Origin of the sequence: Streptomyces sp. NBC_01465 (assembly GCF_036227325.1) — a bacterium.
In the GTDB taxonomy this organism is placed as follows: domain Bacteria; phylum Actinomycetota; class Actinomycetes; order Streptomycetales; family Streptomycetaceae; genus Streptomyces.
In genome coordinates this window covers 1-26,949 of the sequence record NZ_CP109467.1, presented here as the reverse complement: position 1 = coordinate 26,949, position 26,949 = coordinate 1, and the positions used below count along the sequence as shown (strand labels likewise).

Sequence of the window (26,949 nt, the reverse complement as noted above, 5' to 3'; positions counted from 1 at the left end):
TGGATCGTCTCCGCATGCGGCCGTAGATTCGCGGCATGACGATGATGAAGGCAGCGAGAATCCATGAGTACGGCGACGCGTCCGTGATCCGCCACGACAACGTTCCGCGACCCCGACCCGCCGTCGGCGAAGTACTCGTCCGAGTTGCCGCGACCTCGTTCAATCCCACCGAGGCCGCATTGCGCGCCGGATTGCTGCAGGCGTTCCTCCCCGTGGACTTGCCCTACACGCTCGGCTGGGACGTCGCCGGCACTGTGGCCGAGATCGGCACGGGAGTAGAGGAGTTCACTGTCGGCGACCGGGTCATCGGCCGGCTCGACAGCGGCGGTGCGGCTGCGGAGTACGTGCGTGCGCCCGCCGGCACGCTGGTCGCGGCGCCTCACTCAGTCCCTCTCGCGCACGCCGCGGCCCTTCCCGTTGCCGGCCTGACGGCATGGCAGGCGGTGTTCGAGTACGGGAAGGCAGCCACCGGCCAGCGGGTACTGGTCAATGGTGCGGGCGGCGGCGTCGGTGGCTTCGTGACGCAGCTGGCCAAGCACGCCGGGGCCGAGGTGATAGCCACCGCCAGTCCCCGCAGTACCGAGGCAGTCCTGCTGCAGGGCGCGGACCAAGTGATCGACTACACCGCCGGACCAGTCGGTGCCGCGCTCGACGGCCAGGTGGACACTCTGCTCAATCTTGTCCCGTTGAGCCCGCCGGACGCCCAGGCCCTTGTGTCTCTGGTGCGACCGGGCGGACGGATCGTATCGATCGCGACCCCGATCACACCGGCTGCCGACAGCGGAGTGACCGCGATGCACATGGTCGCCCGCAACGACGTGGCCCACCTGGCAGAACTCGTAAAACTCCTGGACACGGGCATGGTCACCCTCGACATCAGCGAGTCACGCCCGCTGAACGACCTCGCGGACGTCCACCGGTCCAGCGACGCCGGCCGGACCCGAGGCAAGGTCGTCCTCATCCCCTGAGGCCGGGCACCGTCACGATGGTTCTCGCGTACCTGACCGGGGCGACCTGGCGGGGTCGGGCAAAGAATTCCCCCAGAGGCGGTGAGAGAACGCGACGGGGGCACTCGGCAACTCGGAGCGCCTGCTGGTGTTCTGCCGTCCGAAGGAGAGAGAAACCTGTGTACATCGGCATCGGTACCGTAGTCATCATTCTCGTCATCATCCTCGTCGTCATGATGCTGAGGCGCCGCTGAACATCCGAGAGCGCCGGGCACGGCAAGAAAACGCAGTGTTGCTGTCACCAGCGGCCAGTTGAAGATGGTGGCATGGACGCGCAGAAGGTCACCTTGCGGAAGATGACGCCGTCGGAGTACGGCACGGCGACTGAGCATCGTGAAGCCGAGACGACCCGTGAACTCGGCAAGTTCATGTCCCAGGAGCTGGCACGAGAGCGGACCCGGCAGGGCACCGCTCAGTTCCTTCCGGACGGGCTCGACACAGCTGGGCATCATCTCGTGGTGGCGGAGAACGGTTCAGGCGAGACTGTGGGGAACGCATGGATCGGCCCCGATCCGCGCCAAGCCGCGGGCACCACGAGCTCAGCTTGGCTCTACGACATCAACGTCTACGCCCCGTTCAGGCGCCGCGGATACGGATCCGCCATCCTCGAAGCCGCCGAGGAGCTCGTTGAACCGCGCTGCACCGGAAAGTTGTAACGGACCACGGGACAGCCAGCGGCCTGCGGATCGGTGGCGTCAGCGCGAGGTCAGGCTGGTGAGGTGCCGCGCCAGAGTTCGGCGCCGGCGGCAAATACGATCGGGTCCACGGAGGACAGCTCTGCTCGTACGCGGGCTTCGAACTCGGTTCGGGCATCTGCCGGGAGCGCGTCGATGAAGGCGCGGGAGCCGTGCGAGAGCCCCCAGTCCCAGAACGTGTCGGCGTCGCGGACGGGAAGACGCTGCTCGATGGCGGTCTCACCGACGCCGGTGAACCCCGCCGTCGCGAGGAACTGCTCCGCGTCCAAAGGCCGACTGAGCCGTCCTTCGCCGACGGGTATCAGGGGCTGAAACTCGCGGAAGAGGGCACTGTAGAACTCCCACTCCGGCGCGTCCTCGACCGCGCGGGGGACGGAGAAGGAGAACACCCCGCCGGGAGTGAGGACTCGACGGATCTCGTGGGCTGCCGCAGCTGGATCATCGAGCAGATGGACGACGAATCCCGCGCAGACCAGGTCGAAGGAGCTGTCGGGGAAGTCCAGCCGGTGAGCGTCCATCACTCGTGCTTCGTGAACCTGCGGGAACTGGGCCGAGATCCGCTCGATCATGGCAGGGGCGCAGTCCACCGCCGTCACCTGGCAGCCGCAGGCGAGAGCGGCAGCAGTCAGGGCGCCGCGCCCGGCACCCAGGTCCAGGACACGGGTGCCGGGCACCGGAGCGAGCCACTCCATGTGCTGTTGACCGAACCCGGTGAAGAACGGCAGTACCTCGTCGTACACCGAGGCCACTTGGTCGAAGAGGGCGGTAGCTCGCGCTGCGGTCATGGCCGGTCATCCTGGCAGAGCGACAGATGGTCTACCCACCCATTTCACTACTGGGCGCTTGGTCCGGGGCGGTGATGAGCTGCCTGCCTACCGTCGCCAGCATCGCCCCCGAAAGTTGAGATCCCCTGTGCCCGGTGGCGCCGGCTGTCACGTCGTCCTCGGATCCGAGCCGCACCACGTCCAGGATTGATGTCCACGACACAGAACAGTCGCTGGCCCGGGCACGGCGCATCCGAGCGCAGCCAGGGCGACACGTCGACCACGAGTACCAGGCGTCCGCCTTCGAAGCACGGCAAGGGCATGCCGGCCGGCAGGGCCCGCAACCCACCAGCCGCGACGGACCACCTTCTGCCGACGGTGAACCCCGGCCCGACCTGGCTGGATGCTCACTACGGTCCAGCCTCATGACGATCACCACACGTACGGTCGAATACCCGGCCGATGCTCTCGCGATGGTCGGGCACCTCGCGCTCCCCGCCGGCGATGAGCCTCGGCCCGCAGTCCTGATCGGGCCTGAGGGGATGGGGCTCAGCGATGTCGAGCGCCGCCGGGCCGATGCCCTGGCCGAGCTGGGATATGTCGCGCTCGCCTTTGACCTCCACGGCGGGCGCTATTTGGACAACCCCGAGGAGATGCTGGCCCGTTGCATGCCGCTGCTCGCAGACCCCGACCGGATGCGGGGCATTGGCCATGCTGCACTTGATGTGCTGCGCGCCGAACCACGGACCGACCTCGACCGGATCGCCGCAATCGGCTACGGCACCGGGGGTGCGATTGTGCTGGAACTCGGGCGCGACGGAGTCGACTTGCGCGCGATCGGTACGGTCAACGCACTCACCACGGGCCGACCGGGCGAGGCGGCACGCATTCGCTGCCCCGTGTGGGCGGGGGTCGGATCGGAGGACCCGATCATGCCGCCCGCGCAACGGGAAGCGTTCACCGCCGAGATGCGGGACGCGGGCGTCGACTGGCGTTGCGTGGTCTACGGCGGGGCTCTGCATGCCTTCCACCACCCACCGGTCAACCACACCACACCCCCGGGCGTCGGCTACCACCCACGACATGCGCAGCGAGCCTGGCGCGACATCGTCGATCTGCTCGCCGAATGCCTGCCCGTAACGGAGTGACCCCGTACGGCGTCCCTGAGGCAGTGGTGGCCCACATCCGCCGAGATCTCGGGCTGGACGAGGACGTTCGCCGCGACGTACGACTGGGACCGGACCCGGGGGGCATCATCAGGCGTCCGTCTCGCTTGACCTCTGCGCGTCAGTCCGGCAACCAGTGCAACTCGTGCGCCAGGGATGTGGCGACGGCACGGATGCGTCGGTGCAGTGGCGACTGCTCGCGTGGGAGGACCAGGTGGATCGTCAGGCTGGGCGCGCCCCGCAGCGGTCGCCAGGTGACACCGGCCGGTGATGCCGTGACCGCGGCCTCTCCGGCCGGGGCGAGGGTGACCCCGTCGCGCAGGTCGCCCTGGGACATGTCGAAAGAGACTGCGGGCGTGTGGAATCGGGGGTGTGGTCGGGTGTCCCGGAACACCTCGGACAACTGATCGTGGATCACGGGGTTGGCCTCACGGTCCGGGAGTCGCAGCGGATACGCGGCCGCGTCGGCGATCTCGATCTCCGCATGGTCGGCCAGCGGATGGTGCTGCGCCAGCTGGACCCCGATGCGCAAACGCCGCAGCATCAACCGGCGCACGCCACGGCCCGGCTGTTCACCACGGGTGATCCCGGCATCGATGCGGCCGTCGGCTACCCCGGGGGAGATCTCCGGTGTCGCCATTGGGATCGCACCGACCTGGAGTCCGCTGTTGTCGCGCATCAGCCTGTCCACCAGGGCCGGTGCCGTCTCGGCCCCGGCGCTGAGGCTGTATCCGATGCGCAGCGTGCCCAGTTCACCGGCCGCCGCGCTCCGGGCGGTGCCCCATGCCCGGTCCAGCGCCGCCAGCGCGGACGGCGCGGACTCCGCCAAAGCCGCACCGGCCGTGGTCAATACGACGCTACGCGTGGTGCGGACCAGCAGGGCCGTACCGAGCTCCGCCTCCAACCGGCGCATCCGGGCGCTGAGAGCGGGCTGTGCGATACCGATCCGTGCCGCCGCGCGGGTGAAATTCAACTCCTGCGCCAGCACCAGGAAGTACCGCAGACTCACCGTATCCGGCGCCACGTGCCCTCCCTGCCGATTGATAACGATCCGTTCTGAACCTATCCCGAACCGGTCTTTCCCCGGACCGCACACCAAGCCCTAACCTGCGCATACGACGATCCAACCGGCCGCACTACCCGTCGCCGGGATCGATCGATCCGAGTGCCAATTCAAAGCCGGACGCATCCGGCCGCACACAGGAGGTCTCCATGGCCAAGGGCTACTGGGTCAGCGTCTACCCCGCCATATCCGACCCTGAGGGACTGACCGCCTACGACAAGCTGGCCGGTCCGGCAGTCCGGGCCGGGGGCGGGCGCCTCCTGTCCCGCGGCGCTCGAGTCGTCGCCCACGAGGCCGGAATCACGCAACGCGTCGTTCTGATCGAGTTCGACAACTTTGAACAGGCCGTCGCGGCATACGAGAGCGAGGCATACCAGAATGCGCTGGTGGCCCTCCCCGACGGCGCCGAGCGCGACTTCCGCATCACCGAAGGCATCGACTGACCTGTGGGCCCGCCCATCGCTGAGCCTCCGTCACCGGCAACACACAGTGCTGAACGACGACTCACCAGACGAGTCCGAAGCCACGCCCCGCGCCCCGGACCGACCTCGACGACCTCGACGGTCTGATCCCTGCGGGGCGGATACCCGGCTTCCGGAGCCCGGCGCCGAGCTGCTGGCGGCCGCTCATCTTTGGCAGCCGCCCTGGCCACCCGCTGATCTCTGCCCCGGCCGGCCGGTACGCGAGTCCGGCACGCTACGCGGCGCGGGCCCTTCGCTGCGGCTCTCCCTGGGATTTGGGGGCTGCCCCGGATGCGCGCTTCCTGGAGAGGGCGCGCGCGGTCCGCTGGGTGTTCATGATGCTGCGTGCGGCCGCCAGATCGGCGGGCGAGAGGACTCGGTGCCCAAGAACGATCTCCTCCATCCTCTGCTCGAGTACCGTCTCGGGGACCGCCTTCGTCTGGAGCTTCCAGACTTCCTGCCCTCCCGGATGGCGTCCGCGGTCCAGGTAGACCTCGTTCCCGGCGCCTCGCCCCGAGACGAACACCGGGCCACGCCGGTTACGGCTGGTGTCGCCGGTCCGCCGCTCCTCCGCCCGGTCCCAGGCCTGCGCCCAGTCCCTGAGTCCGATCCCGCGCAGACCGCAGGCCTGTGCGAACTCCACGACGAAGCTCCGGGAGGGCCGCCCGGTCTGCTCGTTGAGCACCCGCCAGATAGTGGAGTGCTTGAGCCTTTGGCCGCTGAGGTCCTCCAGTTCCTGGCAGGAACGGCAGCCTGATGTGCGATACAGCTCGACCATGGCCAGATGCAGATCGGCGAAGTCCCGCACGTAGGTGATGTGCTTGGGTTTCTCCTTCAGCGGCTCGGCTTCCTGGGCCTGCCGGTAGCGGGCCTGCTTCCACAGCCGGTCCGCCTCCGCCAGGTTCGCTCCGCATGCGGCGGCGTAGGCCAGCACCGCTTTGCGGCGCGGCACTCCCCGGGCTCCGGAAGCCGCCCGCAGCAGGGTGTCGGCACTGCACTTGGCCGACTCGCCCTGCGGCAGTGAGATCCAGCGGACCCGCTCCGTACGGCGTGCCGGCTGGGTGTAGTTCAGTCCGGCCTCCTCGCGCCGGTCCCGCAGCCATTGGGCCAGCGCATGGAGCGCCTTGTCGCACGGGGCGATGGGGTTCTCGCGTCGTCCCACGGTCAGCTCACCTCCTGCGCGGCCGCCTTGGGCTGGAACAGCCTGCGGGCCAGCTTCACGCCGGTCGTGGCGGCCTCGACGATCAGAACGAGGGCTGACAGGCTCGGCAGGCCTGCCAGAGCAAGGATCGCGGCGAGGACCACCACGATGACGACCACGGTCGCCTCGGGGACGGTCAGCGGGGCGGGACCAGACTCCACGCACTCGGCGTGGATGGGACGGTGGGACACGGTTCCTCCATCGGTTGTGGCTCCAACTCGGGTGCACTCGGGGGCGGTTGGCGTCGCCCGTGTGAGTGGCACCCCCTGATGTTGTCGTACCGGGCGCAGACTCCGGTCGGGAGAACCTCCGCAGGCTGCGATAGCGGGCACGCGCCGCTCAGCCTGGGACTAGCCAGTAAGTGCCGCTGAAAGGTGGTTCCCGCACGTCAGAACCTTGATCCATAACTGAATCCGCAGGAGCATCCCAAACGCGGTTGAGCACCCCGCCCAACCCCGTGATCCTGGCTATTGCCTCGCTGTGTATGTGGATACACAACGAGGCAACGGACACTCCCTCCGGTCTGTGGCTCCAACCTCGACACGGGATGACTGCGGTGGCCACGTTGGCGCGAGAGCCTCGCAGGAGAACATCGGCGGTTCGTACACGCCGGGACTCAAGGCGGCCCGGGGACTCTGCTCCCCGGGCCGCCTTCCTGCTCTCTGCTCGGTATTGGCCGGCGCTGTGCCGGCTGCTTTGGGGCGCGGCCGGCGGACAGGTGCCGCCAGCCGGGAGCAGGGTGTTGAGCGGCGTGCGCCCTCGGTGCGGTGTTCCCGGGCGTTCTCACAGGCTCGTCCTCACGCATCACGGCCCGGACCGCATCGTCGTCGTCAGTAGCAGCGAAGGAGCCACAGACAACTCCCATGCGGCGATCGTGGCACCCGCCACTGGCAATCGGCCCTGATCAGCCCCTCACTTCAGAAGGTGCCGCACCCAACTGAAAATCACACGGATTGACGAAGGTGGGCTCTGGTTGCTTTCTGTCCCGGTCTTTTGTCGTTGGCAGGGCGCGGAGAGGTGCCCGTTGTCGAGGGGCTGGCGGTCTCCGGTTGAGGAGGCTGTGGTGGGGCGAGGGAAGAAGAACAAGGCGCGGCGTCGCAGCGGTGAGGCGGTGCAGCCGGGGCAGGTTGCGTGGACACCGCTGGAGCAGGTGTGCGGCTGTGTCGTCGACTGGGGGCGGAGTGGGCAGAGTTCGGATCCGCAGGCGTTCATTGACTGGTGTGTCGGCAGGATTGTGCTGAACCGGCCCTGTCCCTGGCACGAGGAAGCAGGGGGCGGTGCCGGCGGCGGTGTGGTGCCCGGTCACTTGCTCGTTCAGCCTCCTGGTAGCGGTGTCGTGCTGAACGCCCGCAGAGCCGAGGGCTCGGATGTGGCGTTGGGCCGTGAACTCACCGCGCGCCTGCGGCGTCTTGTGGCGACGGTCGAGGCGGGTGACCTGGCGTTGCTGGACACGGTTCCAGCCGGCCTGCGTGACTGGCTGCTCACCGAAACGGCCAGCCCTGCCCGGGCCTGGCTGCAGCATGAACTGACCGAGATCCTCCTCAACCGCGGCCGCGCTGCTGTGCCCCGCGAGATGCTCGCGGATCTTCCGCGCCAGCTTTCTGAGCCGGCCGGCCCGCAGCCCGACTCCGCGGCCTGCAACGTCTGCTCGGTCTCTGCCGCCCACGGCGGCATTCTCTGCACCTGCGGGCACGACTGGTCCTGCCATCCGGGCCGCCCCTGTGAACAGGAACCGTGCTCGCACTGCGACTGTAAGAACATGCAAGATCCCATGTAGGGCAGAACATGGGGCCTCATGCACGGTGCCGGGAGTCCTCCTGCGTCAATCGACGGGGGCGAGGGTGATGCTGCATCGGGGCGCGCTTCCCCGTCTTGTGGCATGAGGCATTCATGACCGGATGTCTGATCTCTCCGGTGGGGGAGTGGCGGCGGGCCGGCGCGGGCGTCGAGCGGCACCAACAACGGGGCAGGGGCCTGAGATCCACTTCGTGCGATGACCAGGTGCCTCAGCACGCGCGGGCCGTCGCTGCTTCGCTTCAGTGAACGCGCCGGGAGCCTGTGGTGCGAGTCCGTACCGCCCCCGTGAGGTGTCTTTTCGATCTCTCCCGTGCCCATGCCTGTGTCCGTACGCGTGGTCGTGCCCGTGCTGGTGGTCGTGCCCGTACGCGTGTTGGTGGTCGTGTTGGTGGTTGGGGTCGGGTGGGGGAGGTGGTCGGGACGCGGCTCGTTGCGCCGCTGATGGCCTTCGCCGTCCGGGCCGAGGTGTGGGCTGTTCTGCTCGCTCAGCGCCTGCCGTGTGTCCATCGTGCTGTCGGGCTCGAGGCAGGCGCCCCCGGGTGGATCACGGGAGCAGGGCTGCCCGGCGTGGTGTGGTGGTCGAGGTGGCCGGTCTTCTGCGGACCGACGTCAAGCGCTTCTTCGACCCCGACTTGATGAGAGTGCTGCCGGGCGTGCCGGTGCGCGGGACCCTGGCCCTGGACGCGCAGACGGTTGTGGACGCCGTCGTCGAGAGCGGCTGGACGGCCTTGCGCTGTGAAGGTGCGCGAGGCCGGGGGTGCGGGTGAAGGAGCGCAGCGCACGGCAGGAGATCGTCCGCTCGGGAGCGAACACGGACGGCAAAAAACGGAGGGGCCAAGACAGCGTGTGCTGTCTTGGCCCCTCCGCCTCTGCGGTGCGCGCTACTTGCGCTTCTTGCCGCCCTTGGGGTTTTTCTTCCCCTTGGGCTTGTTGTTCTCTTGCTGCGCCGGGGGCTTGGTCTTGGGCGTGTGGTTGGCGGTGGTGGTCGGGGCCGGCCGCTGGTGGGTGAAGATGAAGACGGTCAGGGCGCTCGCTGCGGCGGCCGCGGCGGAGGCGGCGATCATGCAGCCGGCCGGTCCGACTCCCACGTAGTGGGCCAGTGCGCCGGTGGCGACGGCGCACAGCAGTACGGCGGCCAGGACCAGCACGCAGACCGCGCCGGTACCCAGGGTCGTTCACCGCCCGCCGGGCGTGGGACAAGAGCTCTCTCTGACTCGCGAACTCCGAGCCGAAGGCGTACTTCCAGTGGCCTGGAAACGGGCCACCTGCCGCGCGCGCCGCGAGTTTTCAGTGTTGTTGATGCGCGTTTCATGCGCGATGCGATGTGCGGTTGGTGTATAGGGTGGGGGTGGAGGTGATCTTGGTGTCCGCTGGTGAGAACGACTTGTTCGGTGCAGTCGATGCACTGTTGGAGCAGGTTGCGCAGGACGATCTTCCGGGGCCTGAGGAACGCAGACGCCTGCGTGAGGCGGCCGGGTTGAGCCAGGCCCAGATCGCTGCGGCGCTCAACGCCCGCCGGGAAGCGGTGGGGAACTGGGAGAGCGGCAGGACAGATCCGCGGCCGCCGAAGCGGGCTGCCTATGCCCGGCTTTTGGAAGGCCTTGCCGCGCGTTTCCCCGCCCCGCCCGCCACGGCGCCCGCCACACCGCCTCCGGCCGAAGTGTCCACCGACCTGCCTCCCGGCCCGACCACCGGCCTGTCTTGTGGCCCGGTGCAGCCCACGGCAGCATCTGTAGGTGTGGCTGGGGAGTTGGCGGAACCTGTAGCGGTCGCCGGATTGCCGACGACGCCCCACCGCCAGCCGACAGCGAAGCCAGCCAGGTCGACGGCGCAGCCACCGACAAGGGCGGTGGCTGCGAAGGCTGCCCCGGCCCTGGACGCGGTTGATCCGCGGTTCGCCAACGGTCCGCTCGGTGTGCTGGATGGCGACGGTTCGCTGTACTGCGTCGGCGGGTTGGTATTGGAATGCCCGGCCAGGACGATCCCGGCCCTGGTCGAGTGGACACTGCGCGAGGCGAGGCTCGGCTCACCGCGGCTGCACCGATCGGGCATGGACGGCGACCCACTGATCGTGCTCACCGCATCCGCCGCCCAGCACCTGGGACTGCCACTGCGCCTGGAGGACCGGCGTGGGCTGCGCCTGCCCGAGAACCACAAAGTCATCAAGGAGATCACCCAGGCCAAGTGGGAGCTCACCCAACGCGGCTTCGGGCCATGGGCGCGGGTGTTCCGGCGCGGCGAGCAGCGCCAGTGCGTGCAGTTCGCCATCCTGCCCTGGGACGCACTGGACACCCGCTCCTGGGGCGACACCGACCAGATGCAAGCCCCCGAGGTCGCCCGGGTCCTGGGCACCTACGCGACACGGGTGCTGACCCCCCGCGGGTCCACAGCCGTCTCGAGCCTGGAACTGATGACATCGCTGCGCCCGCCGACCCGGGCGGTCAAGGACGAGGAGAGCGGCACCTGGGTCTCTGGTGCGATGCCCGGCTCCCTGCCCGGCCCTCTGCCGCCCGCTCTGCCCGAAGCACCCGACGAGCACCCGCTGGTCGTTGCCGCGTTGAAGGGCCGTGAGCGGACCGACGACGACGTCTTCCACGAGGAGGCGTATGACTGGGTGCGCGACGTGGAACTGCTCACCGACCTGGAGGCCACCCGGGCATGGGCGGTCGGCATCGATGTGAACACCGCGTTCCTCGCCGCCGCCAACCGGTTGACCGTCGGCCTGTCCGAGCCCATCCACGTGACCCGTCCGGTGTTCGACAAGACGATTCCCGGGACCTGGCGGGTCGATCTGTCCGCGATCACTATGGACCCGCGGCTGCCGAACCCCTTCACCTTCCGCGGTGAGCGCCCGACGGGACCTGCCTGGTATTCCACCTCCACGCTCGCCTACGCAGGCGAACTCATCGACACCTACCAGCTGCCCGCCACCCTTACCCCGACCGAGGCCTACCTGCGCCGCGAGTCCGGGCCTTACCTGGACCCCTGGTACAAGCGCCTCGCCGAGGCCTACAAGGCGACCATGGCCGACCTCGGCGTCGTCTCAGGCATGGGGGAGCAGGAGTTCCTCGACGCGATGGCCGTGCACCAGGACAGCGACCCCGCGATGCTCGCCGTGCTGTCCGCGATCAAGTCGACCGTCAAGGGCGGCATCGGCAAGCTGAGGGAACGCAACAAGGACACCAAGATCCCGCCAGGCGAGCCGTGGCCGGCCCTCAAGCGCGTGGCATGGAGCCCCCACATCCGGGCCGAAGTCATCGCCAAGGCCCGCACCGGCATGCACCGCAAGATCCTCAAAACAGCCCTGGCCACCCAGCAGGACGCACCCCCGGCCGGCCACCTGACGCTGGGCGAGGACGCACTGCTGCCCATCGCAATCCTGTCCGACTGCGCCGTCTACCTCTCCGAGGGGCCCTCCCCGCTGGACGTCCTCCCGCACACCGACGACGGCAAGCCCGCCCCGGGCGGATTCCGCCTCGGCGTCAGCCCCGGCATGGTCAAGCACCAGGGCACCCAACCACTGATGTGGGCCGTCACGATGCTCGACGAAGGCCACAACCCCGCCACCCACATCAAGGGCACCGACGCGATCGACGACGGAGAGTAGGACACCGAGATGGGCATCCTGGGCGACAGCCTCGACAAGGCCATCGCGGGCACCGCGACCCGGCCGATCCCCCAAAGCGCCGGCGCGCAGATGCGCTACCTCGTCAAGCAGAACTCCGGCTCCACCCAAGCCGTAGCGCAGCTCCTGGGCATCTCACAGCGCACCGTGGAGCGCTACCTCAAAGGCACCCTCAAGCGGCCCCGCAAGGACCTCGCCACCCGCCTGTCGGGGGAGGTCCGCAAGAAATGGCAGCCCCGCGTGAGAGCCAGGGCCAAGAAGAAGGCCGCAACAGCAGGCGGCATCACGATCGAAACCCGGGCCCGGTTCGGATTCACCGCAGCACCAGGCACCACCGACGACGGACGCCTGCGCCTCATCGCCCAGCACCTTCCCCCGACCTACGCCGCCCGCCTCTTCACCGCCCAGGAGCAAGGAGCCACCGAACAACAGCTCCAGAACATCGCCGCCGAAGCACTCCAAGAGGTCTACTTCAAAGACCGCGGCCGCCGCGCCGCCGGACTCCAAGTCGAACTCACCGACATCGACTACATCGAGCTCGGTTTGTGACGGCCGCGACGGTGACATCGATGGTCTCTCGGTGTGACTGGGCGTCCTGGGAGCTGTCCGGCCGATCATGTGACTCAGTAGGGTGCTGCTGCTCATGAAGGGTGGGTGCAGTTGCCGATGACTCGCGAGACGGCGATCACGCTGGTGCAGAAGGTCATGGACGTTGAGTGCGACGAGGACGAGATGGCCCGGGTGCTGGACCGGCTCGACAGAGCTCTCGCCTGCCCGACTGGCTACGTATCCGGTCTGATCTTCTGGCCCAAGGACGGGCAGGAGCCAACCGCTGCGGAGGTGGTTGACCGGGCTCTGGCATACCAGCCGTTCGCACTGTGAAACGGCCTCAGGTCCGGAGCCAGATGACGAGCGCGGCTGCGGTGACGGTGCCGAGAAAGACGTCGCCGCGCTTGTCGTAGCGCGTGGCCACAGCTCGGTGGTTCTTGAGCTTGTTGATGGCCCGTTCGACGGTGTTGCGCTTCTTGTAGCGGTCCTCGTCGAAGCCGGGTGGCCGTCCACCGCGTGAGCCTTTGCGCAGACGGGCGGCTTGGCTGCCGGTCTTCTCCGGGATCGTGTGTGGGATGCCGCGACGTTGTAGGTACTCGCGGCAAAGACGATGGGTGTAGCGCCTGTTGCTGGGGGCTGAGCTGAGTTGAGCCGGCGTTGTTAGTACCGGATCTCTGTGGCTTTGTACCCTTCGAGCCCTGCCGGGACGAGGGGCGGGACAAGGGCATGCAGGTACCAGGCGAGGTCGGTAAATTCCGGCGCCGCCGGGATGCGGCGACGGTCGATGGTGGGCACGAAGGAGACGTCCGTGCGGCCAGGCAGGAACATGAGCATGCCGCCTGTCCCCGCTTCCCGGTGGTAGACGTTGAGGGCCACCGCGTAGGGCAGGTTCTCCGGCGCATCCAGCAGCGTTACTACCTCGCCGATGCCGTCGGGCGCGCTGTCGTGCCAGTCGTACATGTCGTCCGCATCGTTGAGCATGTACGCAACGCCCCCAGGCTGCAGGACCGCGGACCAGCCCGCCCCGGCGAGGGTGTCCACAACGGCCCGCACGGTGGTCGGGGACGTGAAAGTGAAGTCAATGTCGGCATCTCTGGATCCCACGGGCCCTCCGGGCAGGGTGAGCGATAGTCCCGCATCCTCGCCTGTGGAGCGCAGGGCCGTCGATTCGTTTTCCCAGCCTGGCTCCTGCCACGCCCGAGCCCTGTCATCTGCAAAGGCCGTATCGCGAAGCGCTCAACCGGCCAACGAAAAGACTCAGTCACACTCGGCTCAGCTGGGTGAGCGCAGTGAGGGTGATCCAGCTACGCGACCACCTGCACAGTGAGGCAGAGGCGCACGCTCGGACAGGGAGAGGCCCCCGGTGGGCCGTGGTCCTCATGCCCTCCCACGCCCAGCTGCAGGGTGGGGTTGTGGCTCAGCTGATTCTGCCGCTGTGGAGGATGAACTCTCCGGATTCGTCGCGCCCGCGGGGGAGTAGCCCGTACCTGCGCAGACAGGCGCTGGAGGAAACGTTGGACGGATCCACCAGGGCATTCAGGACGATGAAGGCACCCTCTTCGTGGCGGGAGACGGCGTCCTCGACCACCGCGTCCAACACGGCATGGGAAGCTCGCCCCCCGTCGGAGAGCTCCTTGCCCTGATAAGCAAGCGCGACGGCGTAGACGACGATGGCCCGATCACGCACCCCCTGCGGGTCGTCCTCATCGGTCAGCGCGTGCACAGCAGCCCCCACCAGCGCAGGCCCGTCTTCCAGCAGAAGCAGCCGCTGGTCACGCGCCGGAGGGTTGCGCAGACACCAGGGCAGCGCATGCTGACGCAGATAGCCCTGGACCTCGTGGGCCCAGGGCTGCTCGCAGGCGTCCTTGCGCGGATGGTCGGTGTCGGGACAACAGGTGAAGTGCTGCAGCGCCTGCCGGTCCGCTCGGGTCGCAGGATGCCACCGGACATCGCTCACCCCAGCACCCGCCTCACCAGCGGCTCCTCTTCCTCCAGAGAGGCCAGGAGAGCTTTTCTGGCGGCAGGCGACTGGGAACGACGCAACGCCCGCGCCTCGAGAGGGTGCAGCGCTTCGTCGCCCTCATCGGCCTGCTCGGCCTGGCTCATGTCGAGGCCGGCCTGCAGACGCAGGACCGCGTTGCCATTGGGCAGCAGCTCGCGGAAGAGGACGGCGGGATCACCGACCGAGAGGTCCGCGGAGCGGACCATCTGCCAGGGCACGTCGTAGCGGCCTGTTCCGGTGGAAGCGACGAAGCGCACCCACTGCCCCATGCGCGCCTCAAGGATTCCTGGCACGGCATCCTCGCCAGGGACCGGTTGAAGGTGCTCGCGGGCCGCGGCGACTGCCTCGCTGAACTGCGCCAGAACCCGCCAGGCTTCACGCCTGCGGGGTTCGGTGGGGCGGATGAGTTCGGCTATCTGCACGCTGTGCTCGACAAGCAGCCGCTGCAGGCCCTCCTCCAGGCCGCTGGCTGCGGCACGGTACTGCCCTGCGAGATCGGCCAGTCCGCGGCGTGACAACACAGCCGCGTCAAGGTTCAGCTCGCAAAAGAGGGACAGCTTTCCACTGAAGCGGCCCGTGTGAGCTTTGAGCAGACCCTGGACGCCCTCCGAAACGATGGCATTGCGACGCAACGTACGCAGACGCGCCTCTGTCGGCGGATCCGTTGGCGTGTAGGCACTGAGGACATCCCTCCACTCCACGACCGGCCAGGGGCGGACAGTAGGGGACCCTGCAGACTCAGCCACCACCACTCCCATCCGTCGAAACGACGCCTCCGTATACAGAGTACGGCAGCGCGCCTATTCGCAACAACCGCCTGCCGCATCTGCGTACACACGACACAGGCCGCTGGGAAGAGCCGCAGGCGCGCTGGGGGTATCGCACCAGGCAGCCAGACCAGTCATGCCACCGAGAGGACGTCACTTCGAGGACGTCCTGCCGTGCTTGAACTACTCAGCATGGGTGGAGATGGCTGAGCGAAGACGCAGACCCCCGCGCCGGGGCTGCTTTCCAGCGAGCGACGGGGATGCCGTCCGCCTGAATTGGCCAAACCTGCCGCGCCATGTGTCGCCATCGGTGAAGATGGAGCTCCTGACCTGTCCAGAGATCTCTTCTTTGGACGTCGTCATGCCTCAACGCCATCGCGCCACAGCTCTGCTGGGCATCAGCGCAGCGTCTTCCGTGCCGCCCGCGGCCCTTGCCGTCTCCGGAGCACCTTGGTGGGCTCTCCTGGTCGCGACCCTGCCCGGCGCCATGGCTCTGATGCTGCAGTCGGTCTTCCCGCAGAACTCCCAGGACCGCCTTGAGTGGTGGCGCGATCGGCGCCGCCACCGTGAACACCTCAGCCGCGCATCCCCGCCCGCGACCGATCCCGGTGATCGCTGAGCAACCTGCGGAGATCGAGTAGGCAGGGAGGTAGCAATACAGCTCGATAGGGATCTACGTAGGGATCGCTGCTTCGCAGTATCGATCTGCACGAGGATCGATCGATGGACCGGTTGGTCTATCGGTAGATGACCGGGTACGCCGGTCCGACGGCTGACGGTCGGTGGCGTGTGGTGAGGGTATGGATCGCCGCATGAATCAACTCGCCAAGCGTCGCTGGATCTTCTCTCCCATCACTTCCTGGCAGGCCAGGCGGCTTTCCCGTTTGACGGGCATCGATCACAACGCCGCGTGGGTCAAGCTCCGCACGGCCACGCACCCTGACGAAGCCGTCGCCTATGCGAAGCCCTTACTCGACAGCCCGGACAGCACTGGGCGCTGACGCACGTGCAGCCCCGGACCTAGAGGTCCGGGGCTTCGTCGCGTCTTGAGGTCAGTAGTCGCTGGGGACGGGGAGGCCTCGGGGAGAGGGTCCGGTGACGGTCAGTCTTCGTGGTGCTGGTCGCTGTCGTCGCGCTGGGTCTTGCGGGCGCGGTGGAGTTCGAGGGCGAGTTGGGCGAGCGCGGTCAGGGCGTTGAGCGCTTCGATGACGGTGTTGAGGGTGTCGTGCATGGCGGGCCTCCCCATTGGGGGCTGCGGGGACGGTGCGTCCGGCGGCTGATGGGAGGTGACTGTGCGGATCGATTGGGTCGTCTGGGAGTCAGGGGCCGGACAACGCAGGTAAGTTCCGGACCAGGGGCCTTTTGTCCAGGACAGCCCGGACAAGACACAGCCCCGGGGCGGGGGCTCGCGTGACATCGAAAGCCGGCGGTGGCAGGCCGTGGGGCCCGATCCGCGCCGAGAACCCCGCGGCCCGGCAGCTCGCCGTCGTACTGCGCGGCCACGTGGACGCGAGCGGCAAGACCCTCGCCGCTCTCGGCGCCGAGATCCACGTGAGCAAGGCGCAGACCGGCGTCTACCTCGCCGGGAAAGTCCCCACCGAGACGTTCATCGCCGCCCTGATCAAGTCAACGGTCCGCGCCGAGCTGCGTGAGCGCCGCCGGGAAGAAGCACTGGCCCTGCGGGAGAAGGCGCTGCGCCCCGCCCCTCGCACCGTCCCCGGAACGCCTGCCGCGTCTGGTCCGGCGTATGCGGTGGAGCTCGCCGCCGCGCAGGTCCGCCAGCTGGAGACCTATGACCGGCTGACCCGCTCGCTGGAGCAGCAGGCGGAGGTCGAGCGGGCAAAGAACAACTCCGACAAGCTCGTCATGGTCCTGATCAACATGATCCGCCAACTGGACCGTCGGGTCGCCGACCTCACCCAGGAACGCGACCAGCTGCGCACCCAGCCGCGCAGCGAGGCCCTGGAAAACGCTGAGCGCAAGCTCGCCCGCGCCGAAGAGCAGGAGAAACGCGCCCACGCCGAACTCCAGCGCGCGGAGGAAAAACAGCGCCAGGCCGAGGAACTCGCAGTGCGCGTAACGGACCAACTGCGCCAGCTCACCGACGAACTTGACCGACTGCGCGCCGGTGACCCCGCCTCACCCCTCGACACGCTGCCCACCCTGTACGAGGAGTCGTTCCAGCAGCCCAGATCAGCAGATCCAGACGGCGACGACATCGACGCCGTCCTCGCCCGGGCCAGCGCGGTCAACGACGAAGACAACGACGCTCTGACCCGCGTGACCAGCCAACTCAACGAGACCAGTGCCGAGGTTGTCCAGGACAAGCCACCAGACAACCCAGACGAGGACTGGCGGGTCACCTTCGCACTCGCCGACAGCCCAATTGGCACCCTGGATACACGCCGCCAGCACGCCTTCAACATCGGGGAGACCGGAGACCGGGAGCAGGCCGTCCAGCTGTACACCGACCTCATCCCTGAACTGACCTACGCCCTCGGCCCCGACCACCCCAACACCCTGCAAGCACACCTCCATCACGCCCTCAACGTCGGGCAGACCGGAGACCGGGAGCAGGCCGTCCAGCTGTACACCGACCTCATCCCTGAACTGACCCGCATCCTCGGCGCCGACCACCCCGACACCCTGACCGCACGCCGCGTGCACGCCTTCTACGTCGGGCAGATCAGAGGCCGGGAGCAGGCCGTGCGGCTGTTCACCGGACTCATCACCGACCTGACCCGCATCCTCGGCGCCGACCACCCCAACACCCTGACCGCACGCCTCCAGCACGCCTTCTACGTCGGGCAGACCGGAGGCCGGGAGCAGGCCGTCCATCTGTACACCGACCTCATCCCCCGCCTGACCCGCGTCCTCGGCGCCGACAACCGCAACACCCTGGAAGCACGCCGCCAGCACGCCTTCAACATCGGGGAGACCGGAGGCCGGGAGCTGGCCGTGCGGCTGTTCACCGACCTCATCCCTGAACTGACCCGCGTCCTCGGCGCCGACAACCGCAACACCCTGCAAGCACGCGTCCATCACGCCCTCAACGTCGGGCAGACCAGAGGCCGGGAGCAGGCCGTCCAGCTGTACACCGACCTCATCCCTGAACTGACCCGTGCCCTCGGCCCCGACCACCCCTACACCCTGCAAGCACGCCGCCAGCACGCCTTCTACGTCGGGCAGACCGGAGGCCGGGAGCAGACCGTCCAGCTGTACACCGACCTCATCACCGACCTGACCCGCGTCCTGGGCGCCGACCACCCCGACACCCTGGAATCACATCGCTTCCTCGCCCGCTACGTCTCGTAAAAGGGCACAGATCAGAGCCGCGGGTCGGCGCGAATGAGGAGCTCTGCCGGAACTTGTCGACGGCCCACACCTTCTTGCCAGGCCTGCCGGCAAGGAGGTGTGGTTCAGCGGCTTCTGTCGCTGGGGGCGAGCAGGCTGGTGACTTCGGCGAGGGCGGCCGCGCCGGGCTTGAAGTACTTCCGGGCTGCGCTGACCGACTTGTGGCGGGACTTCGCCATGAACAGCAGCAGGGAGACGCCCTGTTCGCCGAGGTGAGTCAGCCCGGAGTGGCGGAACTCGTGGGGGTCCCTGCCGGTGCCTTCCTCGCCGCCGACGCAGGTGTGCCGGTCGAGCAGGGCGCGCAGTTGGCCGTAGGAGAGGCGGGCCAGGCTGGTGTCGGGGCAGACGTCGCGCGGGGTGAGGAGTTTGCCGGGGCCGGGCTTGCGGTGGGTGACGAGCAGCGGGCCGCGGTTGCGTGCGCCGATCAGGCGGGGGAGGAGGCGGGCGGTGCCGGCGTCCCAGTAGATCGTCTCGGTGGCGTAGTCCTCGCGGGCCTGGCCTCGCCGGCGTACGGCCTTGGCGCCCTTGGCCTTCACCGGGGCCTGGCGGGCGGTGAGGTTGAGGTCGTCGATGTTGATGCCGAGCAGTTCGTCGGCGCGGGCGCAGGTCTCGTAGAGCATCCGGTAGGTGGTCTTCTCGCGCAGGTCGACATCGCGCCGCGCGACCAGGCGGTCGATGGCGGTCTTGGAGCGGACCGGAGTCTCGGAGGCGGGGTCGGGCATCCGCTTGCACCAGGCCGGGATGTGCGGCGGCTGCAGGCCCGCCTCGTGGCACCAGGAGAGCCAGCCGCCGACCGCGCCACGGCGGGAGTTCCAGGTGCTGGCGGCCGCGGTGCCCCAGAGCTGTTCGAGCGCCTGGCCGACCTCGTCGTCGGCGACGGCCGTCAGCGGCCGGCCCTCGCCGAGCTCGGGGACGACCTTGCCGAGCGTCGTGGTGTAGGCCCGGCGGGTGTTCGCCACGGTGAGGGAGTCGAGGTAACGGTCGGCGGCGGTGCGCACCGTCGCCGCTGTGGAGCCGGTCTTGAGGGGGACGACGGTTGCCACGGATCTCCTTGCCACAGATAACAGGTCCTCTTCGCGCAGTGCGGCGGGGACGTTCCTGCTGGTCGGAGAGCCACGGACTGCAGATAACAGGGGAGTTATCTGCAATGCGAGACCCTTGGTTGGGACCGGGGAGGCCGGGAGGATCAACCGGTGACCGCTCTCATTCAATCGAGTCGTTTACTCAGCGGACCCAGTCGTGCGGTGCCTCAGGCGCAGCGGAAGCGATACCTCCGATCACGCAGTGGGTACGTCTGCGGCATGGCACCGGACGGCCACACGAACCCAGAGCAAGAGAAAGCAGCTGACGCCCGCTTATGGGGACACGTGCTCCATGAAGAGATCCTGCTTTTCCAGCGGGGCAACTTGTTTCTCATCGCTCAGTCGCTGCTTGCCGTGGCCTACAGCACCATCGCAAAACCAGACGGGATGAACACACCAGCACGTGTCATGGCAGCGTTCGGGATCGCATTGACCCTGACATGGCTCTTCGTTGGGCATCGGCATCTCAAGTTCTGCACTGCGATCCAGCAGCGCGTCATCGACAGGTTTCCTGACGTTGCCGAGACTGAAGCGGCGTGCCGAGAGCCGGGGCTTAGAACGTGGCCCTTCATGGTCTACGGGCTGCCGATCCTGGCCTCGGTAATGTGGATCATGCTGCTCGTGATCACTTGATGGACCAGGAACCGCACCCTTCCTACGTGGGTTCCGACTAACCCTGACCAGCAGCGCTACACCAGAGGGTGAACTCCGCACCGTTTCCCGAACCGTGGCACGGGATCCTTGCGTCCGCCCGGGTATGAGCCCCCGCCCCGCGTATCTGTCCCAGCCCGGCCTCGCCCGCATCACCGTGCAGTCGGCCGACGAGGAGACGACCCTCGCCGTGGCCTGGTCCCTGGTCTCCGGCCGGAATCTCACCGGCCCTTCGGCTCCGTACCGAGTGCCGGGGGAGGAGGGGGTGTGGGCCTACCTGTACGGCGACGCATCCCCGCTGCCCCCGGAGACCGAGGAAGGCGCCGAGTAGTCGGGTCCCGCGCGTCTCTTTGACCTCAAATTCGAACAGGTGTTGCAATCAATGTATGACCTCGCACCCGTTCCCCGCGGACCTCCTGGAGGCCCAGACCCACTGGTATCGCACCTACGCCGAGCTCGCCGCCGAGGCACAGTCGACCGGCTCGGCGGCACAGCGCCGGCGCCTGCTGCAGTTGTCCCGCAGGATCGCCTCGCACCCCTATTGGGAGAGTCCGGCGGGCACGCCCGCGGCCCGGGTCGCGCTGAAGGAGCTGGCCCGCACCGGAGCGCTGGGGGAAAACTCGTGATGATCGCGGACAGTCAGACCCGGATCCTGCGCAGTTCGCGTGCGTACGTCGCCAAGTACGGCGAGGAGCCCTCCATACGCGAACTCGCGGAAGCGGTCGGCCTCTCGACCTCGACCGTCTTCTACCACCGGGGCGCCTGCGCGAGATGGGCGAACCCATCGCCACCCGAGGGCGCAGTGCGAGCACACGGTGCCCGCACTGCGGGCGCTGACGCTGCACGCGGGTGGGGAGCACGCCCTCCTCTCACGGCTACCCGGGTCAGCCGTGCTTCCCGGACGGTGCGGGGAGCAGCCCGACCTGGTCGGCGAGCCAGTGGCCGAGGACGTCCGTACCGATGACCCACGGCGCGACGAGACCAGCAAGGCCAGCCAGAAGCCCGACAATCAAGATGAAGGTCGCAGGAGCGTCCTCGGCCGCTGAGCCTTCCACCCCCAGCGCAGTGATGATCATCCCGACGCCAAGGAATCCCACCAGGCAGAAGGCGACCAAGGTGCCGATCGCGTAAAGGATCAGTTGCCAGACGGAGATTCCGGGGTGCGCCTGCACACCGGCCGTCCAGGCGGCCGTGGGCCCGCCCATCAGCAGGGACGTCACGAGAGCGATGGTCCAGGCCGTCTTTCTCCTGAGTCCGGAGATGTTCGCCGGTTGAGGGTGCTGCGTCTGTTCATTCTCGGCGGCGACAATGCGCTCGCGGGCCAGGAGGAACGCCTCGGCCTCCAGATTGCTCGCCCCCATGCTCCGTACCAACCGGCTCAAGTGGTGCGAGTACATCGGCTCCCCCTTGAGCCAGCTCTCGACTCGCTGCTCAAGCATGGTTGTGGTGCCTCCCTCGTTGCCATCGCCGCGTACGACCGCGGCCAGGATGGTGAGAGAGGGAGCTTCGGTCCCTGCCCGGGTGTGCAGGTGGCGCAGGGCCTCGCCGAACAAGGTCCATGTGATGGCGTCCGCGAGGAGGCCGAGAAGGATTTCGTCCTGTCGCAGGTCGGCCGGTTCTCCGGTCGTCCCATCGTCGTTGTCCGGAGAACCTGATGCAGGATCGTTGCTGGTCACAGAGTTCTCCGGGTTCTCCGGTTGTTCTCCGCGGACAACTCCCGGATCCGGCTGGTCCGCTGCGTCGGCGTGGACGTCCCCCTGTTCTTTTGTGGCTGGTGCGCTCGCGGATGAGGAGTCACGGGCCACCTCGCCTTGGAGGACCGTGCCGCCGCTCTCCTCGCTCTCGTGTCCGTCATCGCCCTCTGTCGTGCTGAGACCGATCTTCTCGTCGAGTGCAGCCAGTTCCTGGTCCTGGTCGTCGAGCCGTTCCTGGCCGACCCGCATTAGATCGGGTATCAGGTCCAGGGGCAGCAGTCCCAGCTCCTCGGCGATGGACACCACCGGGGCGGGCAGCTCCTCTTCGGTCTCGGATGCCTCGTCTTGTTCGGCCTCGCGCAGCACGATGCGCTCCCGGGTCACGTTCTGGGTGGCGGTGGCCTGCAGGGTGCGGGCGTGCTCTTCGGTCCGTCGGGCCTGCGCGAGCTTCTCGTCGGCCTGGCGCCGGTATTCGACCGACAGGTCGAGTTCTCTGCGCAGCTCGGTGCGGGCTTCCTCGCGGGCTTGGATGCGGACCGTTTTGAGTTCGGCCTCCAGGAGGTCGCACCTCTCCTGCAGGGCGGCCGCGATGCGCTCGAAGTGGTCGCGGGTGCGCTCGGAATCGGCGAGTTTCTGGATCGCGTCGATCTGCAACTGCCGGGCGTTGTCGAGGCGTACCAGGGCATCGACGAGGTCGACCCGGCCCTCGCTGCGGCCCGCCGGCGGCGCGGAGCGCTGTCCGGGCGGGGCGTCCAGGAGCTGTGCGGCCTCCCGCGCCGCATCCAGCAGCCGCTTGCCGGTGGCTAACTCCTCCGCCTGTTCACCCGGTCCGCTGACGTACGTCTCGACGAGCGTGCGCAGCAACTCCTCGGAGATGAGGGTCCTGCCCTGGCGGTAGTCGGACCAGGCGGAGCTCTTGTAGTGGAACCGCTCCTCGAGGTCGGCTCCCGTCTTGTCGCCGATGATCGTGCGCAGCCACATGGCGAACGTGTTCGCCGCGGCCGTACGGCCCTTCGGCGGTCCTAACGGCCGTGCCATGGCCTGCCCCCGTTCGCTTTGTCCGGCGCCAATACGCCGGTTGTCCGTGGTTAATCGGCAGCGACCTGCGACGACGCCGAAGACCTCGAATGGACTATCGCAGCAACTGTCACGTTGGGCCCTCCAATCAGCGTCAGGAGGCCCACATGCCCGCCCCCAACACCACGTCCCTGCTCGGGGCCGGCCTCGCCTCGTCCGCACCGCCCGTCGCGCTCTCCGCATCTGGCGCGCCCTGGTGGATCCTCCTGGCCGCCTCGCTGCCCGGTGCCCTCACCTTGATCCTGCAGGCCGCACTTCCCCAGAATTCTCGCGACCGCCTGGAGTGGTGGAGAGACCGGCGCAGCCACCGTGAACGCCTCCTGAACCGGACCGCACCGCCTTCGCCGACCGCCCCCGACGACGACTGACCCCGACGGCGTTGAGCATGCCTGCGCCACGCCGAAGGCCCGCGTCAGCATCGCTGATGCGGGCCTTCGGGCCAGACGATGCCGGTGTGCCGGTGTGCCGATGCGCCAGCTGGTGCGCGGCGCGGTGACGACGTGGACCAGGACGACGAGAGCCTGCCGCACGGTGCCGCCTCGGCCCCACGCTCCGGTGAAGCGGACCTGGTCGGTCGCCCAGTCGCCCGTACGCCGCCAGGGACGCAGCCCCCGAGCAGTTAACTGGCCGCGAGTGTGGCGGCCGCGGTGACGACGACGTCCATCATCAGGACCACCGCATCCCGACCTCGGACAGCTGCCCCATCCGCTCCGAGGTCAGCGCGGCGGCCCGGCTCCGCTGGTTGCTGACCCACGCCCCGAGGCGGTACTGGTCCTCTCGGCCGTCCTCGGAGAGCACGGTCTCGACATGCTTGCGGGGGACCTTGAGGTGGCCCTCGCGCTCGAAGAACTGCCGGGCCGCACCAAGGTGGGCGGTCCACTTGTCGGCCTGCGTACGGGGCCGCTTCGGCTTCTCCTCCTCGGGCGCAGGCTCGATCCCGAGGACGTGTTCGCACATCCACTGCTGCACGCTGGTGAGTTGGTCCCACTTGTCCCGCACCGACGTCACCCACCGCCCCAGGTCCTCGCCCTGACGCAGGACCTCGCCCGCTGCGATGGGCAGCGCCTGGCCCGCGTTCAGGTGCAGCCGCACCAGGTGGAAGCACCGTTGCCACGCCACGGGCCATGACGGGCACCAGGATGCGTCGATGTCCTCCAGCTGCTCGCGCCGCGTCTCTGACAGCGCCCCGGCCGACGACTGAACCGGCAGCCCCTGCGCGCGCCGTCGCTCGTTGTCCTGCGCTTTGCGGGCGGCGGCCCGCGCGTTCTTCAGCCAGATGCCCACCGCTGCGCCCTGGAAGGTGGCGCCCAGCGGCGCCAGGAGGTGCCCGTTCTCGGCGGCCCACCCGCGCGCGGCGGCAAGTCCCTCCTGCCACGCGACGTCGAAGTGGGACCAGATCATGCCGAGCTTCTCCAGCTGGGCAACGCGGTCCTGGTCCATGTCCCCGCGGGCGTAGGACCGGCGCGCATCAGCGGTCCACTGCCCCAGCGGGAACCCCGCGAGCGAGGCCGGCCACCCCTCGCCCTTCGCCTCCTGGTCGTCGACGGCGGGCACGCGGAACGTGAACGGCACCTTCAGGTCGCCGCGCTCGCGGGCGTAGATGACGGCCGCTTCCACGCCGCGCCGCCAGTGCTCGTGTTCCGGATTGAGGACGCGCAGGTTGATGAACGCAGCCAGGGCAGCGGGATCGCGGGGCGTGGAAAACTTCAGCAGGGCCTTCGCGGGGGCACTCACGCCGTCAGACCCTTCGCCGCTCCCCGCCCTGCTCATCCCTCTCTCGTCCTGCACCGCAGGCTTGTAGGCACTTGGTGCCTGCTGCTCCGCGAGGGTCTCCACGATCCGGGCATCGTGCGCCCGCAGCGCCTCCAGCAGCTTGGCCAGCCCGCCGAACGCCCGGCTGGTGAGCATGCTGTCCGCGCTCTCGCCCGGTCCGAGCAGCACCGGCACCACGAGCGAAGCCACCTTGCCCTCGCCCGGCTGCATCCGCAGCGCCCGCCCCACCGCCTGGACCAGGTCGGGCATAGACCCGCGCACATCCGCCCAATACACGGAGTCACAGTGCTTGGTGTCGACACCCTCGCCCAGCACCTTCACCGAGCACAGGAAGCACTTCTCCACCACGGTGCCGTCCGTAGCGATCCCGGCGGCGAACTCTCCAAGAAGCCGGCGGCGGTGGAGCGGCTTGTGATCCCCGCACAGCCAGTTGGCCCAGATCGTGGCCGGGTACAGCTCGGGGTCGGATGCGTGCAGCTGCGCGGCGATTTGGGGGAGGCCGGCCGCGAACGCTTCGGCCTCCTTCACCAGGTGGTGGAAGACCAGCGTGCGGCAGAACCCTTCCTGTGCCGACGCCTTCACCAGGGCGGTCTGCAGAGCGGCGAGCCGCGCCCCGCGCACCTCTACCGACCGGCCCTCCGCGCCCAGGAGCTGCACAGCCTGGAGCGCGGTGTCAGTGACGTCCACGCATACGACCTGGTAGGGGGCACAGATACCCCGGTCGATGGCCTCCGAGAGCGTCAGCGTGAAGCACCGGCCACCGAACGGCCCGTCCGGATTATCGTCCATGCTCGCGACCAGCTCGCCCGGCGCGCCGGTCTCGTCCTCGTCCCCGAGCTGCCACAACCGGGGCGTGGCGGTCATGTAGAGACGGCGCAGGGAGGGAATCTTCTGATTGTCGTGGACGACCGCCCACGGCTTCCCGATCCGGCCCGAAACGCGGTGGGCTTCGTCCACGACGATCAGGTCCCAGGCCGCCAGGCCCGCGGCGTGCGCCCGCTCCAGCGTGCCGAGTCCGAGGCTGGCGTACGTGGCGTACACGGTCACCTTCTCCAGACCCCTCGTCCACTCCACCACCTCGTCCACGTCCGTGGTGTGGGGGAAGGACGCCTCCTCACCACGGAGCGAGGACACCCCGATCACCGGCCCCCGCCGGCCTCCCTCACGCCACGCGGTCTCGGTCTGGGCGAGCAGGTCCAGCGAAGGCACGAGCACCAACACACGGCCCGCATGGAGCTCCTCCGCGCTGCGGACCGCCACCCGGGTCTTCCCGGACCCGGTCGCCATGATCACCTGCGTGCGAAGCCCTCGTTCGGGCACCAGCGAGCCGGCAGGCAACTCGAGCGCACGCAGGACCGCGTCAATGGCTTCCCGCTGGGCGGCCCCCCGCTGATCGGCGCGGTGCGTGGTCGACATTGCGCCTGCCTTCTCCTGGATGCCATACGGTCGATCGGAGCGTAGGAAGCCGTCACGTAGACGGACAATAAGAGCCCCGGTTGGACTGACACTCGCTGCGCGGCCTCGCCGAGCACCGACAAAGCCCATTCGGCGGATCTACACCTTCTCCCGAGCATCCTGGAGAGGTGCGCTCCGATTCCAGAGTCTATCCGATCAATAAAATGAAACACACGCCTTGAGGAACCTGAACAGAACCACTTCTGCCGCATCCCGGACGCCACTACACTCCGGCTCGCAACCACCGATCGGCACGCCCCGCTGAGAGGACACCCGAGAGACCAGAACAGCTGTTTGAAGGGAGAGCGAGATGGAGAAATCTTCACCGGAAGCAGATCTTCTAAGCCTAGTCGAGCAGGCAATGAAGATCCGGACCGTGTGGGAGGAAGTCTCCCGCACCCATTGGGGCCGCCCCCACGAAGAAGTAAGAAGAGCCCTACAAGAGTCCGCTGACCGGTGGGAAGTGCCGATCGACACCGATTTCAGCTGCAGAGCCGCCCTCAACATCCACGGCGGCTCCTGGGAGTAGCCTCGCTGCTGCTCGGGCCGACAGGCCCGCAGGCGGACTGCGCGAAGCGCAGCCCGCCCGAAGTGGCTGCAGCGCAGCGGAAGCCACAGGCCGGCCGAAGGCCGGCCCGGGCCCGCAACGCGGGCCCGATTCCCCGCAGTTGACGGTGAGCGAAGCGAACCGGCCATCCCCCGCGAAGCGGGGACGGCCAGGGAGCGCAGCGACCTGGCTCGCTTGCATGGCGCGCAGCGCCATGGC

The 26,949-nt window shown here is 68.3% G+C and carries 28 protein-coding genes and 1 pseudogene; 16 read left to right on the top strand and 13 right to left on the bottom strand.

The window, feature by feature from the left end; all coding sequences use genetic code 11:
* Positions 1–35: 35 nt before the first annotated feature.
* Both OG707_RS00150 and OG707_RS00145 read left to right on the top strand, forming a co-directional pair.
* Complete coding sequence (locus OG707_RS00150; RefSeq protein WP_329112915.1) at positions 36–968, top strand: NADP-dependent oxidoreductase; 933 nt, start codon at positions 36–38, stop codon at positions 966–968.
* 305 nt (positions 969–1,273) lie between these two features.
* Positions 1,274–1,663 carry a GNAT family N-acetyltransferase gene (locus OG707_RS00145; protein ID WP_329112913.1) on the top strand — a complete coding sequence of 130 codons (390 nt, stop codon included), beginning with the start codon at positions 1,274–1,276 and terminating at the stop codon, positions 1,661–1,663.
* Between the two features lie 50 nt (positions 1,664–1,713).
* On the opposite strand, the gene OG707_RS00140 is transcribed toward OG707_RS00145, so the two are convergent.
* Positions 1,714–2,487 (bottom strand): class I SAM-dependent methyltransferase, encoded by a 774-nt coding sequence (locus tag OG707_RS00140; protein WP_329112911.1) that lies wholly within the window; start codon positions 2,485–2,487, stop codon positions 1,714–1,716.
* Positions 2,488–2,891: 404 nt separating this feature from the next.
* On the opposite strand from OG707_RS00140, the gene OG707_RS00130 reads away from it, so the two are divergent.
* Positions 2,892–3,614, top strand: coding sequence for a dienelactone hydrolase family protein (locus OG707_RS00130; RefSeq protein WP_329112909.1), 723 nt, complete (start codon positions 2,892–2,894; stop codon positions 3,612–3,614).
* Between the two features lie 139 nt (positions 3,615–3,753).
* On the opposite strand, the gene OG707_RS00125 is transcribed toward OG707_RS00130, so the two are convergent.
* Positions 3,754–4,656, bottom strand: a complete 903-nt coding sequence (locus OG707_RS00125) for a LysR family transcriptional regulator (protein WP_329112907.1) — start codon at positions 4,654–4,656, stop codon at positions 3,754–3,756.
* A 188-nt stretch (positions 4,657–4,844) separates the two neighbouring features.
* On the opposite strand from OG707_RS00125, the gene OG707_RS00120 reads away from it, so the two are divergent.
* The gene (locus OG707_RS00120) at positions 4,845–5,138 is read left to right on the top strand and encodes a DUF1330 domain-containing protein (protein ID WP_329112905.1); all 294 of its coding nucleotides are present in this window, start codon (positions 4,845–4,847) and stop codon (positions 5,136–5,138) included.
* Positions 5,139–5,391: 253 nt separating this feature from the next.
* Here OG707_RS00120 and OG707_RS00115 read toward each other — a convergent pair whose 3' ends face one another.
* Positions 5,392–6,318: a helix-turn-helix domain-containing protein gene (locus OG707_RS00115; RefSeq protein ID WP_329112903.1), complete on the bottom strand. Its 927-nt coding sequence runs from the start codon at positions 6,316–6,318 to the stop codon at positions 5,392–5,394.
* 2 nt (positions 6,319–6,320) lie between these two features.
* Positions 6,321–6,548 carry a hypothetical protein gene (locus tag OG707_RS00110; protein ID WP_329112901.1) on the bottom strand — a complete coding sequence of 76 codons (228 nt, stop codon included), beginning with the start codon at positions 6,546–6,548 and terminating at the stop codon, positions 6,321–6,323.
* A gap of 872 nt (positions 6,549–7,420) precedes the next feature.
* Between OG707_RS00110 and OG707_RS00105 the strand changes: the two genes are divergently transcribed.
* On the top strand, positions 7,421–8,134 hold the full coding sequence (locus OG707_RS00105) for a hypothetical protein (protein ID WP_329112899.1): 714 nt from the start codon (positions 7,421–7,423) through the stop codon (positions 8,132–8,134).
* A 604-nt stretch (positions 8,135–8,738) separates the two neighbouring features.
* The gene (locus OG707_RS00100) at positions 8,739–8,921 is read left to right on the top strand and encodes a hypothetical protein (RefSeq protein WP_329112897.1); all 183 of its coding nucleotides are present in this window, start codon (positions 8,739–8,741) and stop codon (positions 8,919–8,921) included.
* 114 nt (positions 8,922–9,035) lie between these two features.
* Here the strand turns inward: OG707_RS00100 and OG707_RS00095 are convergent, their stop codons facing one another.
* Positions 9,036–9,302: a hypothetical protein gene (locus tag OG707_RS00095; protein ID WP_329112895.1), complete on the bottom strand. Its 267-nt coding sequence runs from the start codon at positions 9,300–9,302 to the stop codon at positions 9,036–9,038.
* A gap of 215 nt (positions 9,303–9,517) precedes the next feature.
* On the opposite strand from OG707_RS00095, the gene tap reads away from it, so the two are divergent.
* The 3 genes from tap to OG707_RS00080 all read left to right on the top strand — a co-directional run bounded on the left by tap (position 9,518) and on the right by OG707_RS00080 (position 12,661).
* A complete protein-coding gene (tap, locus tag OG707_RS00090) occupies positions 9,518–11,761 on the top strand; it encodes a telomere-associated protein Tap (protein ID WP_329112893.1) in 2,244 nt (747 codons plus the stop codon).
* 9 nt (positions 11,762–11,770) lie between these two features.
* The gene (gene tpg / locus OG707_RS00085) at positions 11,771–12,328 is read left to right on the top strand and encodes a telomere-protecting terminal protein Tpg (protein WP_329112891.1); all 558 of its coding nucleotides are present in this window, start codon (positions 11,771–11,773) and stop codon (positions 12,326–12,328) included.
* A gap of 117 nt (positions 12,329–12,445) precedes the next feature.
* Positions 12,446–12,661, top strand: a complete 216-nt coding sequence (locus OG707_RS00080) for an e9imm peptide (RefSeq protein ID WP_329112889.1) — start codon at positions 12,446–12,448, stop codon at positions 12,659–12,661.
* A 7-nt stretch (positions 12,662–12,668) separates the two neighbouring features.
* Here OG707_RS00080 and OG707_RS00075 read toward each other — a convergent pair.
* The 4 genes and pseudogenes from OG707_RS00075 to OG707_RS00060 form a co-directional block, all read right to left on the bottom strand.
* Positions 12,669–12,923: pseudogene (locus tag OG707_RS00075) on the bottom strand (IS5/IS1182 family transposase); the annotation flags it as partial.
* Between the two features lie 65 nt (positions 12,924–12,988).
* Positions 12,989–13,432: a hypothetical protein gene (locus OG707_RS00070; RefSeq protein WP_329112887.1), complete on the bottom strand. Its 444-nt coding sequence runs from the start codon at positions 13,430–13,432 to the stop codon at positions 12,989–12,991.
* A 313-nt stretch (positions 13,433–13,745) separates the two neighbouring features.
* Complete coding sequence (locus OG707_RS00065) at positions 13,746–14,285, bottom strand: hypothetical protein (RefSeq protein ID WP_329112885.1); 540 nt, start codon at positions 14,283–14,285, stop codon at positions 13,746–13,748.
* Positions 14,282–14,962 (bottom strand): hypothetical protein, encoded by a 681-nt coding sequence (locus tag OG707_RS00060; RefSeq protein ID WP_329112883.1) that lies wholly within the window; start codon positions 14,960–14,962, stop codon positions 14,282–14,284. The genes OG707_RS00065 and OG707_RS00060 overlap by 4 nt, the downstream gene beginning before the upstream one ends.
* Before the next feature lie 496 nt (positions 14,963–15,458).
* On the opposite strand from OG707_RS00060, the gene OG707_RS00055 reads away from it, so the two are divergent.
* Positions 15,459–15,716, top strand: coding sequence for a hypothetical protein (locus tag OG707_RS00055; RefSeq protein WP_329112881.1), 258 nt, complete (start codon positions 15,459–15,461; stop codon positions 15,714–15,716).
* Between the two features lie 193 nt (positions 15,717–15,909).
* Entirely contained in the window at positions 15,910–16,098 is a 189-nt protein-coding gene (locus OG707_RS00050; RefSeq protein WP_329112879.1) for a hypothetical protein, read from the top strand.
* Positions 16,099–16,199: 101 nt separating this feature from the next.
* Here the strand turns inward: OG707_RS00050 and OG707_RS00045 are convergent, their stop codons facing one another.
* Positions 16,200–16,328, bottom strand: coding sequence for a hypothetical protein (locus OG707_RS00045; protein WP_329112877.1), 129 nt, complete (start codon positions 16,326–16,328; stop codon positions 16,200–16,202).
* Positions 16,329–16,507: 179 nt separating this feature from the next.
* Here OG707_RS00045 and OG707_RS00040 point away from each other — a divergent pair, with 179 nt between their 5' ends.
* On the top strand, positions 16,508–18,412 hold the full coding sequence (locus OG707_RS00040) for a hypothetical protein (RefSeq protein ID WP_329112875.1): 1,905 nt from the start codon (positions 16,508–16,510) through the stop codon (positions 18,410–18,412).
* 104 nt (positions 18,413–18,516) lie between these two features.
* On the opposite strand, the gene OG707_RS00035 is transcribed toward OG707_RS00040, so the two are convergent.
* On the bottom strand, positions 18,517–19,494 hold the full coding sequence (locus tag OG707_RS00035) for a tyrosine-type recombinase/integrase (protein ID WP_329112873.1): 978 nt from the start codon (positions 19,492–19,494) through the stop codon (positions 18,517–18,519).
* Positions 19,495–19,752: 258 nt separating this feature from the next.
* On the opposite strand from OG707_RS00035, the gene OG707_RS00030 reads away from it, so the two are divergent.
* The 3 genes from OG707_RS00030 (at position 19,753) to OG707_RS00020 (ending at position 20,810) form a co-directional block, all read left to right on the top strand.
* A complete protein-coding gene (locus tag OG707_RS00030; protein WP_329112871.1) occupies positions 19,753–20,166 on the top strand; it encodes a hypothetical protein in 414 nt (137 codons plus the stop codon).
* A gap of 124 nt (positions 20,167–20,290) precedes the next feature.
* Positions 20,291–20,515, top strand: a complete 225-nt coding sequence (locus tag OG707_RS00025) for a DUF6207 family protein (protein ID WP_329112869.1) — start codon at positions 20,291–20,293, stop codon at positions 20,513–20,515.
* 55 nt (positions 20,516–20,570) lie between these two features.
* Positions 20,571–20,810 (top strand): hypothetical protein, encoded by a 240-nt coding sequence (locus tag OG707_RS00020; protein ID WP_329112867.1) that lies wholly within the window; start codon positions 20,571–20,573, stop codon positions 20,808–20,810.
* A 258-nt stretch (positions 20,811–21,068) separates the two neighbouring features.
* Here OG707_RS00020 and OG707_RS00015 read toward each other — a convergent pair whose 3' ends face one another.
* Complete coding sequence (locus OG707_RS00015; RefSeq protein WP_329112865.1) at positions 21,069–22,916, bottom strand: hypothetical protein; 1,848 nt, start codon at positions 22,914–22,916, stop codon at positions 21,069–21,071.
* A gap of 146 nt (positions 22,917–23,062) precedes the next feature.
* Between OG707_RS00015 and OG707_RS00010 the strand changes: the two genes are divergently transcribed.
* Complete coding sequence (locus OG707_RS00010) at positions 23,063–23,323, top strand: hypothetical protein (protein WP_329112863.1); 261 nt, start codon at positions 23,063–23,065, stop codon at positions 23,321–23,323.
* Between the two features lie 298 nt (positions 23,324–23,621).
* On the opposite strand, the gene OG707_RS00005 is transcribed toward OG707_RS00010, so the two are convergent.
* Positions 23,622–26,144, bottom strand: a complete 2,523-nt coding sequence (locus OG707_RS00005) for a DEAD/DEAH box helicase (protein WP_329112861.1) — start codon at positions 26,142–26,144, stop codon at positions 23,622–23,624.
* Positions 26,145–26,949 lie beyond the last annotated feature (805 nt).